The sequence below is a fragment of the Gephyromycinifex aptenodytis genome (genome assembly GCF_012277275.1).
GTDB classification, from domain to species: domain Bacteria; phylum Actinomycetota; class Actinomycetes; order Actinomycetales; family Dermatophilaceae; genus Gephyromycinifex; species Gephyromycinifex aptenodytis.
This window is the reverse complement of record NZ_CP051155.1, coordinates 2551004-2567038: the sequence shown is the minus strand read 5'-3', so window position 1 is coordinate 2567038 and position 16035 is coordinate 2551004. Positions and strand designations below refer to the sequence as shown.

Annotated in this window: 16 protein-coding genes and 1 riboswitch; of the genes, 11 read left to right on the top strand and 5 right to left on the bottom strand. The window is 68.0% G+C overall.

Annotated elements, in window-relative coordinates; all coding sequences use genetic code 11:
* Positions 1-47 precede the first annotated feature (47 nt).
* The 3 genes from G9V96_RS15410 to G9V96_RS11040 all read left to right on the top strand — a co-directional run bounded on the left by G9V96_RS15410 (position 48) and on the right by G9V96_RS11040 (position 3447).
* Entirely contained in the window at positions 48-212 is a 165-nt protein-coding gene (locus tag G9V96_RS15410) for a hypothetical protein (RefSeq protein WP_210424393.1), read from the top strand.
* Positions 213-222: 10 nt separating this feature from the next.
* Entirely contained in the window at positions 223-1920 is a 1698-nt protein-coding gene (locus tag G9V96_RS11045) for a glutamine--tRNA ligase/YqeY domain fusion protein (protein ID WP_168583071.1), read from the top strand.
* A gap of 78 nt (positions 1921-1998) precedes the next feature.
* A complete protein-coding gene (locus tag G9V96_RS11040; protein WP_168583070.1) occupies positions 1999-3447 on the top strand; it encodes an FAD-dependent oxidoreductase in 1449 nt (482 codons plus the stop codon).
* Here G9V96_RS11040 and G9V96_RS11035 read toward each other — a convergent pair.
* The 3 genes from G9V96_RS11035 to G9V96_RS11025 all read right to left on the bottom strand — a co-directional run bounded on the left by G9V96_RS11035 (position 3411) and on the right by G9V96_RS11025 (position 5116).
* Positions 3411-3872 carry a DUF3817 domain-containing protein gene (locus G9V96_RS11035; RefSeq protein ID WP_168583069.1) on the bottom strand — a complete coding sequence of 154 codons (462 nt, stop codon included), beginning with the start codon at positions 3870-3872 and terminating at the stop codon, positions 3411-3413. The two genes, G9V96_RS11040 and G9V96_RS11035, sit on opposite strands and share 37 nt — an antisense overlap.
* Positions 3873-4223: 351 nt before the next feature.
* Positions 4224-4826, bottom strand: coding sequence for a DNA-3-methyladenine glycosylase I (locus tag G9V96_RS11030; RefSeq protein ID WP_168583068.1), 603 nt, complete (start codon positions 4824-4826; stop codon positions 4224-4226).
* Positions 4823-5116 (bottom strand): hypothetical protein, encoded by a 294-nt coding sequence (locus G9V96_RS11025; protein WP_168583067.1) that lies wholly within the window; start codon positions 5114-5116, stop codon positions 4823-4825. The genes G9V96_RS11030 and G9V96_RS11025 overlap by 4 nt, the downstream gene beginning before the upstream one ends.
* A 254-nt stretch (positions 5117-5370) precedes the next feature.
* Between G9V96_RS11025 and G9V96_RS11020 the strand changes: the two genes are divergently transcribed.
* The 3 genes from G9V96_RS11020 (at position 5371) to G9V96_RS11010 (ending at position 8239) form a co-directional block, all read left to right on the top strand.
* The gene (locus tag G9V96_RS11020; RefSeq protein ID WP_226913284.1) at positions 5371-6747 is read left to right on the top strand and encodes a threonine/serine exporter family protein; all 1377 of its coding nucleotides are present in this window, start codon (positions 5371-5373) and stop codon (positions 6745-6747) included.
* 99 nt (positions 6748-6846) lie between these two features.
* Positions 6847-7347: a DUF3253 domain-containing protein gene (locus G9V96_RS11015; protein ID WP_168583065.1), complete on the top strand. Its 501-nt coding sequence runs from the start codon at positions 6847-6849 to the stop codon at positions 7345-7347.
* A 202-nt stretch (positions 7348-7549) separates the two neighbouring features.
* Positions 7550-8239, top strand: coding sequence for an NUDIX hydrolase (locus G9V96_RS11010; protein ID WP_226913283.1), 690 nt, complete (start codon positions 7550-7552; stop codon positions 8237-8239).
* A 503-nt stretch (positions 8240-8742) separates the two neighbouring features.
* Here the strand turns inward: G9V96_RS11010 and G9V96_RS11005 are convergent.
* On the bottom strand, positions 8743-9363 hold the full coding sequence (locus tag G9V96_RS11005) for a GNAT family N-acetyltransferase (protein ID WP_168583063.1): 621 nt from the start codon (positions 9361-9363) through the stop codon (positions 8743-8745).
* A gap of 143 nt (positions 9364-9506) precedes the next feature.
* Here G9V96_RS11005 and G9V96_RS11000 point away from each other — a divergent pair, with 143 nt between their 5' ends.
* Positions 9507-10394, top strand: coding sequence for an alpha/beta fold hydrolase (locus G9V96_RS11000; RefSeq protein ID WP_168583062.1), 888 nt, complete (start codon positions 9507-9509; stop codon positions 10392-10394).
* Positions 10395-10487: 93 nt separating this feature from the next.
* Complete coding sequence (locus G9V96_RS10995) at positions 10488-11444, top strand: DMT family transporter (RefSeq protein WP_168583992.1); 957 nt, start codon at positions 10488-10490, stop codon at positions 11442-11444.
* 179 nt (positions 11445-11623) lie between these two features.
* Here G9V96_RS10995 and G9V96_RS10990 read toward each other — a convergent pair whose 3' ends face one another.
* Entirely contained in the window at positions 11624-12091 is a 468-nt protein-coding gene (locus G9V96_RS10990; RefSeq protein ID WP_168583061.1) for a hypothetical protein, read from the bottom strand.
* Between the two features lie 219 nt (positions 12092-12310).
* On the opposite strand from G9V96_RS10990, the gene G9V96_RS10985 reads away from it, so the two are divergent.
* From G9V96_RS10985 to G9V96_RS10975, 3 genes are all read left to right on the top strand, one after another.
* A complete protein-coding gene (locus tag G9V96_RS10985; RefSeq protein ID WP_226913663.1) occupies positions 12311-14587 on the top strand; it encodes an MMPL family transporter in 2277 nt (758 codons plus the stop codon).
* Positions 14588-14597: 10 nt separating this feature from the next.
* A complete protein-coding gene (locus G9V96_RS10980; RefSeq protein ID WP_168583059.1) occupies positions 14598-15053 on the top strand; it encodes an NUDIX domain-containing protein in 456 nt (151 codons plus the stop codon).
* A gap of 128 nt (positions 15054-15181) precedes the next feature.
* A riboswitch (cobalamin riboswitch) is annotated at positions 15182-15406 on the top strand.
* Positions 15407-15526: 120 nt separating this feature from the next.
* Positions 15527-16030: a hypothetical protein gene (locus G9V96_RS10975; protein WP_168583058.1), complete on the top strand. Its 504-nt coding sequence runs from the start codon at positions 15527-15529 to the stop codon at positions 16028-16030.
* Positions 16031-16035 lie beyond the last annotated feature (5 nt).

Sequence of the window (16035 nt, the reverse complement as noted above, 5' to 3'; positions counted from 1 at the left end):
CCAACGTGCAGGGCAGGCGGTGAGGGGTACCCAGCCTGGGCCGCTACGTGCGCCTCACCGTCAGCGCCAAAGGAATCAACACTCTCGACGCGAGCGTGATCGACGACGTCGTCGCCGAACTGCCGGCCGCCACGAACGCTGCTGAGCAGCGCCCGAGACACCGGCTCTCGAAGGCCGCGCAGCCTCCAGAGGCAGGCTGCCCGGCCGTGTAGTTTTAAGGACATGGCCACTCCCGATACCCCCGCCCCCGCCAGCGACTTCGTCCGCGACGCCGTGCGTCGCGACATCGAGGCAGGGACCTATGGCGGCCGGGTTCAGACCCGCTTCCCTCCGGAACCGAACGGGTACCTGCACATCGGGCACGCCAAGGCGATCTGCGTCGACTTCGGCATCGCGCAAGAGTTCGGCGGGGTGTGCAACCTGCGCTTCGACGACACCAACCCCGACACCGAAGACGTCGAGTACGTCGACTCCATCAAGGCCGACATCGAATGGCTCGGGTTCACACCCAACACCGTCGTGTTCGCCTCGGACTACTTCGAGCAGCTCTACTCCTGGGCCGAGTTGCTCATCGAGAAGGGCCTGGCCTACGTCGACGAACAGGACGGGGAAACGATCTCGGCCCAGCGCGGCGGCTACGGCAACCCCGGCGTGGAGTCCCCCCACCGGGATCGCCCGGCCCAGGAGAACCTGACCGAGTTCCGCAAGATGCGCGCCGGTGAATATCCCGACGGTTCCCGCGTGCTGCGAGCCAAGGTCGACATGCAGCACGAGAACATGCAGCTGCGCGACCCCGTCATGTACCGGATCCGCCGCGCCCACCACCACCGCACCGGCGACTCCTGGTGCATCTACCCCACCTACGACTGGGCGCACGGGCAGAGCGACGCCATCGAAGGCGTCACCCACTCGCTGTGCACGCTGGAGTTCGACAGCCACCGGCCGCTGTACGACTGGTACCTCGAGCAACTCCCGCTGCCTTTCGAGAAGCCGGTGCAGCGCGAGTTCGCCCGCCTCGAACTCACCCACACCGTCACCTCCAAGCGGCGGCTGCTCGCTCTGGTGCGCGACGGCATCCTCGAAGGCTGGGACGACCCCCGGATGCCGACCATCTCCGGCCTGCGTCGACGCGGCTATCCGGCCGGCGCCATCCGCGAGTTCTGCTCCTACGTGGGCTTGACCCGCACCAACAGCCGACACGACATCGAACTGCTCGAATCGTTCGTGCGTCGGGAACTCAACACCACCTCTCAGCGGCGGATGGCAGTGCTGCGCCCGCTCAAACTCGTCATCACGAACTGGCCCACCAACCCCGATGGCTCCCCCGTCGTGGAGCACTTCGATGTCGTCAACAACCCGGAGAACCCCCAGGACGGCACCCGCAGCGTGCCGTTCACGGGCAAGTTGTTCATCGAACAAGACGACTTCGCCGAAGTCCCCCCGCCGAAGTTCTTCCGTCTCTCCCCCGGGCGCGAGGTGCGCCTGCGCGGGGCCTACCTCGTGACGTGCACCGACGTGGTCAAGGACGAGGCCGGCACCATCACGCAAGTGAACGTGACGATGGACCCGGAATCACGTGGCGGCAGCGCCCCCGACGGGCGCAAGGTCAAGTCGACGATGCACTGGGTCTCGGCGCCGCACGCCGTGCCCGCTACCGTGCACCTGTACGACCGGCTCTTCACCGCACCCGCCCCCGGTGAAGCCACCGGCGACGCGATGGACGACCTCAACCCGAACTCCCGCGAAGTCCTCTCCGCGATGGTCGAACCGGCACTGGCTGAGGCCGCGCCCGGGCAGGTCGTGCAGTTCGAGCGCCTGGGTTACTTCGCCCACGACACCCACACTCCGATGCTCTTCCACCGCACGGTGGGGCTGCGCGACGAGTGGGCCGCGATCCAGAAGCGGCAACAGAAGGGCTGACCGGCCCCGAGCACGAACGCCGCCCGTCGACGAGGTTCATCCTCGGCGACCAGGGAAGATGACCGCTAGGCTTCCGTGATGACTACAGCGAAGCAGCACGGCACGAGCGATCACGGCGCGGCTGGGCAGCGGCGACGGGTAGCCATCGTCGGGGCGGGACCTTCTGGGCTCTATGCCGCGCAGGAACTGGCCAACCAGGATCAGGTGCCGGTCGAGGTGGACGTGTATGACCGTCTGCCCACCCCGTACGGGCTCCTTCGCTATGGCGTGGCACCTGACCACGAGAGCATCCGCGGAGTGGCCACCACGCTGGCCCGGGTGTTCGAATCCGAGCACATCCGCTTCCTCGGGCTGGTCGATTTCGGCAACGACGTCGCGCGTGAAGAATTGCTGGCCGCCTACGACGCGGTGATCTACGCCGCCGGGGCCAGCGAAGACCTACGGATGAACGTCCCGGGTGAGTCCCTGCCCGGCAGCCGCTCGGCCCGTGAATTCGTCGCGTGGTACGGCGGGCACCCGGACGCGCGAGCCCAAGACCTAGCCGGGGTGCGCTCCGTGGTTGCCGTCGGCGTCGGGAACGTGGCGGTGGACGTGGCGCGCATCCTGACCAAGCACCCCGAAGACCTGGAAAGCACTGACATGCCCCGGCAGGTGCTGGACGAACTGCACCGTCACACCGTCGCTGACGTCTGGGTGATCGGGCGACGCGGACCGCAACATGCCAGCTTCACCACCAAGGAACTTCGCGAGCTCCTGGCAGTGCCCGACCTGGCCGTGACGGTGAATGCCGGGGCTTTCGAGGGCATCGAGGATGCCGACCTCGACCGGCGCACCAGGGCCAACGTGGCGGCCCTGCAAGCTGCGGCCACGCGGGAGGTGCCGCAGGCGCGGACCCGCCTGCACTTCCTGTTCTGGCGACGCCCGGTCGCCGTCACCGGCGAGGAGCAGGTCAGCGGGATGACGGTGGAACGCACCGCCCTGGATGCCGCCGGAGGGGTCACCGGAACGGGTGAGTTCAGTGAACTGCCCGCCGACCTGGTCCTACGCGCCATCGGCTATCGCGGCGTTCCGCTGCCCGGGGTTCCCTTCGACATGGAGTTCGGCATCATCCCCAACGACGAGGGCCGCGTTCTGACCGAGGACGGGCACCGGCTGCGCCGGGAGTACGTTGTGGGTTGGATCAAACGCGGTCCGATCGGGGTCATCGGAACCAACAAGTCCGACGCCGCGCAGACGGTGCGGCACCTGTGTCAGGAGCTGCAGGAGGCGCCACACGACGAGCGCGCCAGCCTCGACCTGGACCGCCACCTCGCCGAACGCGGCTTCCGGCCCTCGACCTTCGAAGACTGGCGCCGCATCGACGAGGCCGAGCAGAGCCGCGGTCAGGGCCAAGGCCGGGATCGCAGCAAGATCGAAGCCTGGCAGGAACTACTGGACCTGGTGACCAGGGAACGCCCCGGCGGCCCGCCCACCCCGGCCGATGAGCACGCTCAGGCCCGACCCCAGGAGGTCGGCGGACCCAGGTAGAGCAGGAAGGCCGTCAACGCCGCGACGAGGAGCACCGCGAGCACGCACGCAAGCACGGGGCGCGCCAACGCCCTCGACAGGACCTTCTCGGCGCCGGTGAGCTGCTCGACATCTCCGGTCACGCGCCAGGCTCCAGAGAGCAAGCCGCGTGACTCCACGAGGCGTTCGAACCACACCGTGGCGTAGGGGATGACGGAACTGAACAGGCCCAGCACGCCGGTGCTGACCCGCCACTGCTGATCGATCCAGATCGCGACCGTGGCGATCACGTAGCTGAGGAACACCACTCCGTGCACCAGCCCGAAGACCTGCACCCCCAGGTCGGTGGTGTGCGTGACGTACTTGAGCACCATGCCGATGATCAGCAGGGTCCACGTCACCGCCTCGGCAAACGCGAGCCGTTTGAACACAGTTGCAGGGGTCACGAGCACGTCCTTTAAGCAGGTGGGTGTCTGCTCGATGCTGCCACGTCCTGCGGGAGGCCACGACCACGCCCCGGTTCCTCCCGGCTTGCCCGCTCCATCCGTCGCGTCCGACCCGGTCGTACTGGGTAGTCCTCGCACCCCTCGGCCGGGGTCGAACCTGAGACGTTCGGCGTAGGGACGCCAGCCGTAACGAGAGCTGGGCCCGGCGGCACCGTCAGTACCGTCACGTCACAGGTCAGCGCGGCCCTCCCCCTTTTCCGCGAGCCGTCACTGCGAATCGACGGCTCGCGGGGTGAGCACGGCGAGCCGTCACTGCGGATTGACGGCTCGCGGGGTGAGCGGCAGCGCGACTCAGGACGGCCAGACCCCTGAGCTGCCGCGCCGGTGGGAATCGAGCAGGTGGGTATCCACGATGCCCACTGCCTCCATCAGGGCGAACATCGTCGTCGGGCCGACGAAGGTGAACCCGCGACGTTTGAGTTCTCGGCTCAACGCCAGCGACTCCGGGGATGAGGTCGGGATCTCCTGCATCGTGCGCGGGGCGGGGGTGCGCTCGGGCTGGAAGGACCAGATGAGATCGGGCAGTCCCGGTCGGCCGTGCTCGTCGCGTAAACCCAAGGTTGCGCGAGCGTTGGTGATCGTCGCCTCAATCTTGCGCCGGTTGCGCACGATCCCCGCCTCACCCATCAGACGCTCGACCTCGGCCGGGCCGAAGGCTGCGACCACCTCCGGGTCGAAGTCCGCGAACGCCGCCCGAAACGACGGCCGCTTACGCAGGATCGTCGCCCAGCTCAGCCCCGACTGGAAGGCTTCCAGGCTCAGCCGCTCGAACAGCCCGCGCTCATCACGCACCGGCATGCCCCACTCGGTGTCGTAATAGGCGCGCAGCAGCGGATCGGTACTGGCCCAGGAGGGTCTGGCCAGTCCGTCTGGCCCGATGACGACATCGCTCACCGAGCGGACCTGCGCCTACCCAGCGCCCGACTGGCCGCCACCACCGAAGCCACGATCAGCACGGCCGTACCCGCCAGGTAGACCACCCCCAGCATGGGCACCGCGTCGGCCTCCGGCAGCGGGGCGCCGGCATCGATCACCCCCCACACCTGCTGCATGGCCAACAACCAGCACGCCAGAGCAGCCGTAGCCAGCACCGGCGGTTGCCAGTGCCGCAGCCACACCCCCAGCACCAAGGCGATCACCAGCCATGCCACGAGGACCAGCGAGATGACGAGCACCGGTGACATGAGCGGCACCTTTCCTGAGCAGATGAGTTCTCTTGAGGATGCCGACCCTGCCGCATCCTGCGGCGAACCGACACCCCACACACCGTGATCCCATCCTGCGAACCTCTTTCTCCGCTGCCGTCGCGTCCAGCCACCCCGGCACGCAAGGCCGCACATCCCTGAGCTGTGCGCGGCGTCGGCGTCTGCCCAGTGACCAGGCCCGCCAGCGCGGACATCGCGCCGGCAGCACACCTGCTGGATGTCATGCTTTCCGGGTGCCCTCTTCTGCTGACAACACCCCTCCCGCGGGCGATCCATCCACGCACTCCAGCGGACTGATCGGCATCCCGGCAGAGCACGCCGAACCGATCCCTGCACCAGCCCCACCCCGAACCGCCGACTCCGCAGAAGCAATTCGTCGGGTGCTGGCCTTCCTCGGTGCAGCGATGACCGCCGGCGGTCAGCCTGCCCACGAAGTGCAGGGCGAGGTACGCCAGGTCGCGGCAGCGCTGGGGTATCGCCGGGTCCAGGTCAGCACCGGACCGACCGGCATCATCGTCTGCCTGGGCGATGGCACACCGGCCACCTTCGAATCGGTCGAGGGCGGGCTTCGGCTCGACCAAGCCACCCAGGTCTATGAGATCCGCACCGCCCTGGAGCGCGGCTCGATGAGCGTCGCCGAAGCCACCGAACGACTCTCGAGCCTGCGGCGGGTGCCGCACCGCTACCCGCGTGGCGGACTCGATGGCGGCGTCTTCGTCATTGCCTGCGGGATCGCGCTCATCCTGCAACCGGCCTGGTCCAGTGTGCTGTTCGCAGGCCTGGCCAGCCCGATCGTCGGCGCCTCGATCCGGATCGCTGCCCGAGGTCGCCTGCTGGCCACCCTGATGCCCTTCGGCGCGGCCCTCATCGTGGCGCTGGCGGCGTTCTGGGCGCACAGCCAGGGCTGGATCGTCGGCCCGCTACGCACCATGCTGCCGCCCATCGCCATCCTGCTGCCGGGGGCGCTCATCGTCACCGGCCTGTCCGAGGTCGCGGCGGGGGCGATGGTCGCCGGGACCGCCCGGCTGAGTTACGGCACCTCGCAACTGGTCATGTTCGGCCTCGGGGTCGCCGGTGCGGCCATCCTGTTGCGGGTGCCCCCGGAAGCGCTGGCCAACACCACTGTCGACAGCATCGGCTGGTGGAGCCCCATCGCGGGGCTGGTGCTCGTGGCCAGTGGCATCAGCTTGACCGAGTCGGTGCCGATGCCGTTAGTGCCGTGGATCCTGCTCATCCTGGGCCTGACGCTGTCTGCGCAGATCGGGGGTCAACATGTGGCCCCGTGGTTCGGCGCGCTGCTGGGTGCCGGTGTCGCCAGCGCCGGTTCTGGACTGGTCGAGTTGGCCCGACCGCAGCTACCGCGAATGGTCATGTTCCTGCCCAGCTTCTGGCTGCTCGTACCGGGCTCGCTCGGGCTGGTCTCGGTGGCCCAACTCGGCCTCGAACCCAGCATCGCGGCGCCGACGATCACGCAGTCGGTGAGCATCGTGTGCGCGATCGCGTTGGGGATGCTGCTGGGCACCAGCGTCTCGCGCACGGTCGCCATCATCGTGGAACGCGGCCGGGCGTTACGTCGCCGCCGGATCCGCCTCAGCCGCAAGCTGGTGTGACGCGGTCCCGTTCGCTACTTTCCCGCGCAGCTCGGGTTCGACGGCGTTCGGTTCTCCGGCCCGATCCACCCACGCAGTCCAGCCGTTGAGGAGGTCACGTTGAGCAGCGAGGACCCGCAGTCACCCCCACGCACGCCCGACGGTCGCTACATCATCGTCGGGGGACGGCGGTGGCGCGCGAGCGACCCTTCGATCCCGGAGAACCTGCGGGCCGAACTGGTCGCCGAACTCATGCGCGCCCGCAGGCTCGTGCGCACCCGCGGGGACGAGGTGCGCCCGTTCGTCAACGACGCCAAGGTGGCGCTGGGCGAACGAGGCGATCCTTGGTGGGAGCCCACCGAAGCGGGACGCCGCGAACGGTTGGCAGCCACGATGCGCACGCTGCTGCGCCACCGCGAAGAGCGCACCATCTGCCCTAGCGACGCCGCCCGCTGTGTCGGCGGCCAGGACTGGCGCGAACTGATGCCAACCGCGCGCGAGGTAGCCGCCGAACTGGTTCGTCAGGGCAGCGTTCGGATGCTGCAGAAGAACGAGCAGGTCGACCCAGCCACTGCCCGCGGCCCGATCCGGTTGGGCGCCGGACCCGCTCTGGCACGCTGAACTACCCACCCGAAAGCTCAATCCGCGCTCGCCGATCCTCGAGTCGTCACGGGCGCACAACTGCCGCACGAAACCGGGGCGTGGCAGGTTGTGCACCCCACGAGCGGGGGCGCGTAGCGCGAGCAGGGCGGCAGGAGTGAGCAGCGCAGCAGCACGGACAGCGCAGGAGGCGCGGAAAGCACTTGTGCCCTACCGTCATGTGGTGTTTGCACCTGACTGGCTGCGCCGGGTCCGGCCCGCGCTGCACGAGGACGTCCCGCAGTGGTTCGCCGAATTCGTTCCCCCTGACACTCCGCACCGCCAGTCAGCCGTGCTCATGTTGTTCGCCGAGCACGACGCCGCCACCGGCGCCGGACTGGATGTGGTTCTGACCGAACGCTCCTCAAGCCTGCGTTCGCACGCCGCCCAGGTGGCCTTCCCCGGCGGGCACCTCGACCCTGGAGACGGCGGCCCGATCGCGGCCGCAATGCGTGAGGCCGAGGAGGAAGCCGGCGTCATCCCGGCCACCGTCGAGATCGTCGATGAACTTCCAGCCCTGTACATGCACCCCTCTCAGACCTCGGTCACGCCGGTGCTGGGCTGGTGGCGAGAGCCGCACCCGATCGGAGTGCGCGACGTGAACGAGGTGGCCCGGGTCGTTCGCGCCGACCTGGACCACCTGCTGGACCCGACCAACCGCTTCACGGTGCGCGGGCCCGGAAATTACCGCGGCCCCGGGTTCGACGTCGACGGGCTGTTCGTGTGGGGATTTACTGCCACCCTGCTGGACCACGTCTTCGACCTGGCGGGACTGAGCCGCCCCTGGGAACGCGAGCGCGAACGCCCCCTGCCCCAGCATCTCCTGGCGCCCTACCTGCGTCGCGGCAACACCACCGAACCCCCTCGCGCCTGATCCACCCGCAGTCGGCGCTTCTTCCCTCGCCGCGGTCAGGGGTCAACGAACGGACCCGATGCCGCCGGGGGATGTCCTCACTCGGGAATGTTGCTCCCATTGGGCTGGGGCCGCCCCGGGTGGGATGAGTGCCCAGTTCCTGGGTCGGTCTTCAGCTGCTTTGAGCGCACACGTTACGGCTGCGGTAGCGGCGCCGCTTGCTACCTCTGCCACAGCATCGCCTCCGCAGGCTGCGGTGAGCCGGAGGGTCTTGGCCTAGGTGGGCGTACCGGCCGCCGTTCGCCACGCTGGCGATCGATGTCGTCGCGGACTCCCGACCGCTGAAGGCGCCGTCGGTGTCGGTGTAGAGAACGCGAAGGAACACCCCTTGGGAGACCCATGGCTGGGGCACGCGCTGGTCACTCAGCGATTGGGTCTGCTGCGCATCGCCGAACCCCACGCGAGCGCGACGCTCTCAGGGGGCCTACCGAGGGACCTACCGATCTCTACCGGCGCGCACCAGCTCAGCCCGCAAGCAGGTCGGCGGGGATTTCGTCCCACAGCGCCGGGCGCCACATAGCGCACACCGGCGTTTGCGGCGAACAGCCGGGGGCTAGCGCCACCGGGCGGAAGCCGTGGCGGGCATACAACCTCGCACTGTTGGGTGTGGACGCCTCCAGGTAGCAGGCCTGCGGCCCGGCTCGCTTGGTGCCGTGTTCGATTAGCGCACCGCCGACGCCTTTCCCCGGTTGCGCCACGCCCAGCGCGTACAGGTACCAATGCGGCAGCCGCGGATGCATCGACTCGATCCTGCGGTGCGCGGCCAGCGCGCCCCGCCATGAGGGACCCAAGATTCGCAGCACCTGCGGCATGAACCGCAGTTCGCGCGCCAACGGCAAGCGCCACCGGCCCGGCCGCGCCCACAGGGCGACCCCCAGCACGCGGTCACCCTCCATCGCCAGATCGACGCAGCCATCACGCATGTACTGGTGTCTGATCTGCACCTCGAAAAGCGCCTGCATCACCTCGCGTAGATCGTCATGGCCGGTGAAAGCCGCCAGCATCGGGGGATCGAAACGAAATGCCTCCCCGAGCACACCGGCAGCGGCCCGGACATCGTGTTCGCCGCACGCTTGGATTCGCATTGTTCGCTGGCCTCCTTAGCCACGCGCTGGACATGCATCGAACCACTGACAAAAAGTTTCAAATCTAGCGCCGCAGGGTGCTGCCGGTTGCATACATCCCCTGATCTACTGAGGATGTGCCCCGAAGCGCCGATAAAGATCCTATGGACCCGCAAGAGCTGCTACTGCCCGTCGAAGACGGTGTCCTGGCAGTCCTGGATCACGGGGGCAACGGCCCTGCTGTGTTCATCATCCCAGGACCGGCCTACACCGCGGCAGCCGCCAACGCCATCGCCGCCCAGTTGTCCGACCGGGCCCACGTCTACGCGGTGGACCCGCCCGGCAACGGGCACAGCAGCCTCATCCCGCGCAACGCATTGCATGCCGCCGACAGCATCGCGACCGCGCTCGCAGCGCTTGCCCTGGACCGTCCGATCCTGGTCGGGATCGAAACCAGCGGGTTCACCGCGGCCGTCATCGCCGTGAAACGCCCGGATCTGGTCGGCGGGGTCGTCCTGGCCAGCGGGTTGTGCCTGCGCGACTGGGAGATCAACGCGGTCGGCCTGGAGTTCGCGACCTCCGATGAGTTCCTCCGGGAGATGCAATCCCGATTCCTACTCGGAGTCACCGGGCAGGGCGAGTCGGCCCGCAGGGAGATGATCGCGAGGTTGGGTCAACGCCTGGCGCAGGACTGGGCGACCGCCGACACCTGCGCGATCGCGTCGGCCGACATGGAACGTGGCCTGACCTACGTCGAGGACGACACCTGGGTTGTCACCCCCACCCTGGAGTCCCTACGCGCCACCCTGAGGCTGCCGCCCGATACCGAGCTGCGCCCCGAGCCCGCCCTGCTCAAACGCATCACGGCGCCACTGTTCGTCGTGGTGGCCGAGCTCGGCGATGACGGCGACACCTTCGAAGACGCGGCGGGCATCGTGGCGCAGATCGCCGGTGCCACCTACGTACCGCTCGTGGACGCCGTCGGCGTGTACGACTCGCAGGCAGGCGTGTTCGCCAATGTCGTGGTGCGCTCCCTGAAACACCGGGCCTGACCCTAGCCGTCCCTGCAAGCTTTCCGAGCCACCGCTACCGCGCGGGCGATGCGACAGCCAGGCGGCACGCCTCGGCGCTACGGTGCGCTAGTGATGTCCACCTCCGCCAAAGCCAACGTGCTGCTCACCCTGACAGCAGCGATCTGGGGCTTCGCGTTCGTCGCCCAACGTCTCGGGGCCGAGCACCTGGGACCGTTCGCGTTCAACGGGGCCCGCTTCGCGCTGGGCGCGGCCTCGTTGCTGCCCCTCATCTGGTTCTTCGGCCGACGTTCCCGCGGCGCCGCACAACGCGCCGGCGACGCGGCACCGGTTGCCGGCTGGCGGGCGGCAGCGCTGCCGGGGACCTTGGCTGGGGCCGTGCTCTACGTCGCGTCGGCGCTGCAGCAAGCGGGCCTGTCCTGGACGACGGCCGGCAAGGCGAGTTTCATCACCGGGCTGTATATCGTCATCGTGCCGATCTTGGGGATCGCGCTGCGGCATCGCACCACCCGCGCCACCTGGATCGGTGTCGCGCTGGCGTTGGCCGGGCTGTACCTGCTCAGCGTGACCAGCGACTTCACCTTGGCCCCCGGTGACGGATTGGTCTTCATCAGCGCCTTCTTCTGGGCCGGGCACATCCTCGTCATCGACGCTGTGAGTTCGCGCCATGATCCGCTGGTGCTGTCGGTGATCCAGTTCACGGCCTGCTCGGTGTTCAGTGTGTTGACGGCTCTGGCCGTGGAGAGCAATCCCTTCGCGGGTGTGCCACAAGCGATCCTGCCGATCTTCTACGGCGGGTTCTTCTCGGTGGGGGTGGCCTACACCCTGCAGGTCATCGCGCAGCGCAACGCCAAACCTGCCCACGCCGCCATCATCCTGTCCTCAGAGTCCGTTTTCGGGGCGATCGGTGGGGCGCTGCTACTGGCCGAGACCATGACGGGCCGCGGATATGCCGGATGCGCCCTGATGATGGCTGGGATCCTGGTCAGCCAACGCAGCAGCCCGACTGCGGCCGCGGACCTACCTCTGGAGGCGCCATTACCGAGCGCACCCGTGGACAACCGAGATTGAAAACCCCGGCCCGCCGTCGACTGGTGTCGACAGCGGGCCGGGGCTGGCGGGCTCAGGCCCACGGTTGAATTGCTCCGATAAAGGGCCGAAACGCTCTTCCTGCTTCAGTCCTGGCTGGGCGGCCATTCACTCCCGGTGCAACCCGCGAACTCGGCCGCGATATATGTCGAAGATCGTGCTCAGTTCGTCGTGGTCGCGAACTCGGGGATCTCGCCCTTCTCCTGGCAGTCACGCGCGAGCGCCTCGATCGTCTCCTGCTTCTCGCCGAAGTCGCGGACGATTCCGCTGAGCGCGGAGGCATCAAGGTCCTTGGCCGCTGTCACACCGCGCCCGAGCACCACGCCCATTTGCCGGGACTCGTCGGCGATCTTCAGGCACGAGGCCGGCACCTCAACGCGACTCACGGTCGTCGGCGCTGCGGGCGTCGGGGTCGCGGTCGCGGGTGCGGAGCTATCCGATGCCGATACCCCGGGGAAGGAGTCCGAACGGGCGGCGAACCACATACCGCCGGCGCCGAGAACAAGCCCGAGCAGCAAGGTGACGACGGGTACGAACCACGAGACCCCGCCGCGGGAGGATGAGGCGGACGAGGATGAGGTCGTGCGAGGGCCCGAAACGCCCTCGTTGGGGTCCACGCGACGAGCCATGGCGTTCTCCTTCAGTCGGGTTCAGGTCTTCTCCACCCTAAACGCTCACGAACCACCGGTCACCGAGTGACACCGACGGCACCGGGACAATGCCGCTTTACGCTGCTGGCATCGCAGTGGCGCTGTCTGGGCTGTATCCCCTCGATCGCGCGGTTCCCAGCCCTGGGCCATACCCTGGAGCCTGCCAGCGATGGGTCCCTGGAGGAGCGCGACGTGAGCATGGACGACAAAGACGAGAGAACGGATGCTCTCGTGCGACCTCCGCGCGGGCTACACGGCTGGCACGCTCGGATCACGTACGCCCTGCGCTGGCCGATCATCGCGACCTGGATCGTGATCTGCATCCTGGCGATCCTGAACCCTCCGGCCACGAACCTGACCGGTGACGGCGGTGCTGAATCGCTGATGTCGCCCACCGGGGAGGCCTACCGCACCGAGACCCGCGACATGGAGATCTTCGGGTTCCCGCTGTTCAGCCGGACCGTTGTCGTGCAACGGGACCCGAACGGGCTTTCCCCCTATGTGCAACTCGAATCCGTCCTCGACGCGATCGCCGTCAACCAGAGCACCCCGCCGCCGCCGCTGTTGGGTGCGCTGCCGTTGCCGAATGCCGTCACGCTCGGCGCAGGCCAACAGGAGCGCGGCACCACCGTGCTCACCTACCTGTTCATGGACCCCCGAGTCGGCTTCGGTGAACAGCACTCCCAGTCACGCCGCTACGCCCAGGAGCATCTCGACCGTCCCGAGGACCACGTCATCGGGGTGGCCGGGTCCATCCCGGCGCGCGCCCAACAGGCCTACCTTCTCGGGATCCACGTCCACCAGCTCGAGATCCTCACCCTGGTCGCCATCTTCGTCCTGGTCGGCTTGGCCTTCCGCTCCCTGTTCGTCCCGTTCCTGGCCCTGTGCGCCTCCGGCGTTGCCGTCATCGTCACGATGTGGCTGGTCACGGCATTGGCCGATGTCCTGGGGGTGACAGCGCCTGCGGAACTGCAACCCGTCCTGGTCGCGTTGCTGTTAGGGGTCGTCACCGACTACACCATCTTCTACGTCACCGGACTCAGCGCGGTGATCGGAAGAGGAGTAGAGGACAAACGCACCGGTGTCACGGCAGCAGTCTCGACATACACCCCGATCATCGTCGCGGCCGGGGTGACCGTGGCCGCCGGAACGCTGAGCCTGCTCGTAGCCGAGTCGGTCTTCTACACCACGTTCGGCCCGGCGATGGCCGTCACCATCGCTGTCGGCCTCGTCGTCGCCATCACCCTCATCCCCGCGGTCATCGCCGTCCTGGGCAAGAGGGTGTTCTGGCCTCGCAACCGCGAGGGCATCCAGAAGATGGCACGCCCCTCCCCGTTGATGGCGTTCTTCGTGCGGACTCTGTCCCACAAGGCGCCGGCCGCGCTAGCCCTACTGGCCAGTCTCGTCGTGCTGGGCGGCGCTTCGCTTCCGCTGTTCAATCTGACGCTCAAGGCTGGGTTCAGCAGTTCACTGCCCGACGACAACACCGTCAAGCGCGCCACCGACGCGGCCGCGCACGGGTTCGCACCCGGCATCACCTCACCGACCTCGGTCTTGCTGGAAGGTGGCGGCACCGCGCGAAACGTCAAGGGACTAATCGACCTGCAGAACCGGATCGACGCCGAGCCGGGCGTGGCCGGCGTGATTGGGCCAGCCTTGTCGATCCCCCCCTTCGACAACGGCTTCTTCACCTCTAACAAAGACGACGCAGCCCGGATGCTGGTCGTCCTGGAGGACACTCCACTCGACGGCAGCGCGGTGCAGAACCTCATCTCCCTGCGCGAACGGCTACCGGACCTGGCAGCGCAATCAGGGCTGTCACCCCAACGCATCGGAGTCGGCGGCGACACCGCGCTAGCTGCCGGTCTCATCCGGGGCACCACAGACGACCTCGGGCGACTGGCGATCGCAGGTATCGCGGTCAACCTGATCATCCTCATCATCTTTTTGCGAGCGTTCGTAGCACCGGTCTACCTGCTCGTCTGCAACATCATGTCGGTGGCCGCCACCCTCGGGCTCACGAATTACGTCTTCACCAACCTGCTCGGCGAGGACGGCATCACCTTCTACGTGCCCTTCGCCTCGGCGGTACTGCTGGTCGCCTTGGGCTCGGACTACAACATTTTCGGTGTCGGACGCACCTGGGAGGAGGCGCGCTACCACCCGCTGCCCAAGGCGATGGCGATCGCGATGCCCGAGACCTCTAAGGCGATCACGACTGCCGGGTTGGCTTTGGCCGTGAGCTTCGGGATGCTGGCGATCATTCCGCTGAGCGCGTTCCGCGAACTGGCCTTCGCGATGAGCGTGGGCATCCTGCTCGACGTCTTCGTGGTGCGCACGTTCATGGTTCCCGCGCTGCTGACCCTCGTGGGACAAAAGAGCGCCTGGCCGCGCAAGAGCTTGTACGACCCCAAGGCGGCAGCCGAACTGGCCGAACTGGCACAGGAGAACCCCACGGGACAAAGCCGCGTCTAGGGTGGCGGCTATGCGTATTCCGCTCGTGCCGTCGGCCTACATCTTCCTGCGTCGCGGCGACCAGGTCCTCCTGCAACTTCGCCGCAACACCGGCTACATGGACGGACACTGGGCGGCCGGGGCGGCCGGGCACGTCGAGGCGGGTGAGTCGGTGACGGCTGCGGCCCTACGCGAGGCCGAGGAGGAGCTCGGGGTGCGGATCGCCCCCGAGGATCTGCAGCCGCTCACCAGCGTGCACCGCACCGACGGCACCGACAGCCCGATCGAGCAACGCGTCGACTGGTTCTTCTGCGCCCAGCGTTGGCAGGGCCAACCGCGTGCCCTCGAACCGGAAAAATGCGCTGACCTGCAGTGGTTCTCCCTCAGCGAACTGCCCACACCGATCCCGGCCTACGAGTTGGCGGTACTGCGGCACTGGGCCCAGGGCAGCCTGCCCGCCCTGCTGACCCACGGCTTCCAAGCCTGAGGCGCCGGCGCCTGGGAGCACTCACCACGCCGCGCAAGCATCGCGCGCGGCCACGGCCCCGGCAGCGGCAGGCACCCCAGCGGTTGCGGGACCAATGGCCTGACTTGCCCGGGCTCTCATTCTCGGGCCGCTACGGTGATAGTGCTGGTTCTCCACCGGCCTACTGGCCGGTGGAGTCGCAAGAGGGAATCCGGTGTGAATCCGGAGCTGCCCCGCAGCGGTAAGTGGGAATCGAACACCGTCATCACGCACTGGGGAACGGCCTCCTGGGAAGCGACGGCCAGTAGGACCACCGGGCTTGTTCGGCCCGGAGCGCCCACAAGTCCGAAGACCTGCCAGTGCGTCGCACCACGGTGCGGCGCGCCCGTGTACACCGCCTCGAGGGAAGGTCGGCACACGCCGCCATCACGGCGATCGAGCCGTCCTCAGGCGGGGCGCCGATCACCCCTCGGTTACGACCGGGAGGTCCGTCCATGTCCCTACCTACCGCCCCCACCAGCGAAATTGGCCCGCAGCACCACGGGTTCGCGGGCCCGATCCGGCTGTCGCGCTACACCCAACCCCACGACGTCCTGAGCCTCACCGAAGAGCTGGTGCACCTGGAAACCCAGGCGCGGATCCCCGCCGATATGGACCTGACCTGGCTCGCGCCGACCCTGCAAAAACCCGGCCTCGAACTCATCACCGCCAGCGTCGGTGGCCGCCTGGTCGGCTTCATCGCCGCCAACCTGGGACAGGACATCGAGATGGCGCGGATGGTTATCGCCAGCGCCGCCCTCGAGGCGCATCCGCAGCTACCGGTCGTGCTGATCGACACCGTCCTGGGCGACTGCGAGCACCCCTGGGCCGACGTCATCGCCCCGCGCAATTTCAGTGGTTTGCCGATCTTGCTGGCCCAGAGGTGGCACCCCTGCCCAGAACGAGACGGGATGCGCGAGAATGTACGTCTATCAGCAGCACATCTCGGCGAAGAGTGAGCGAC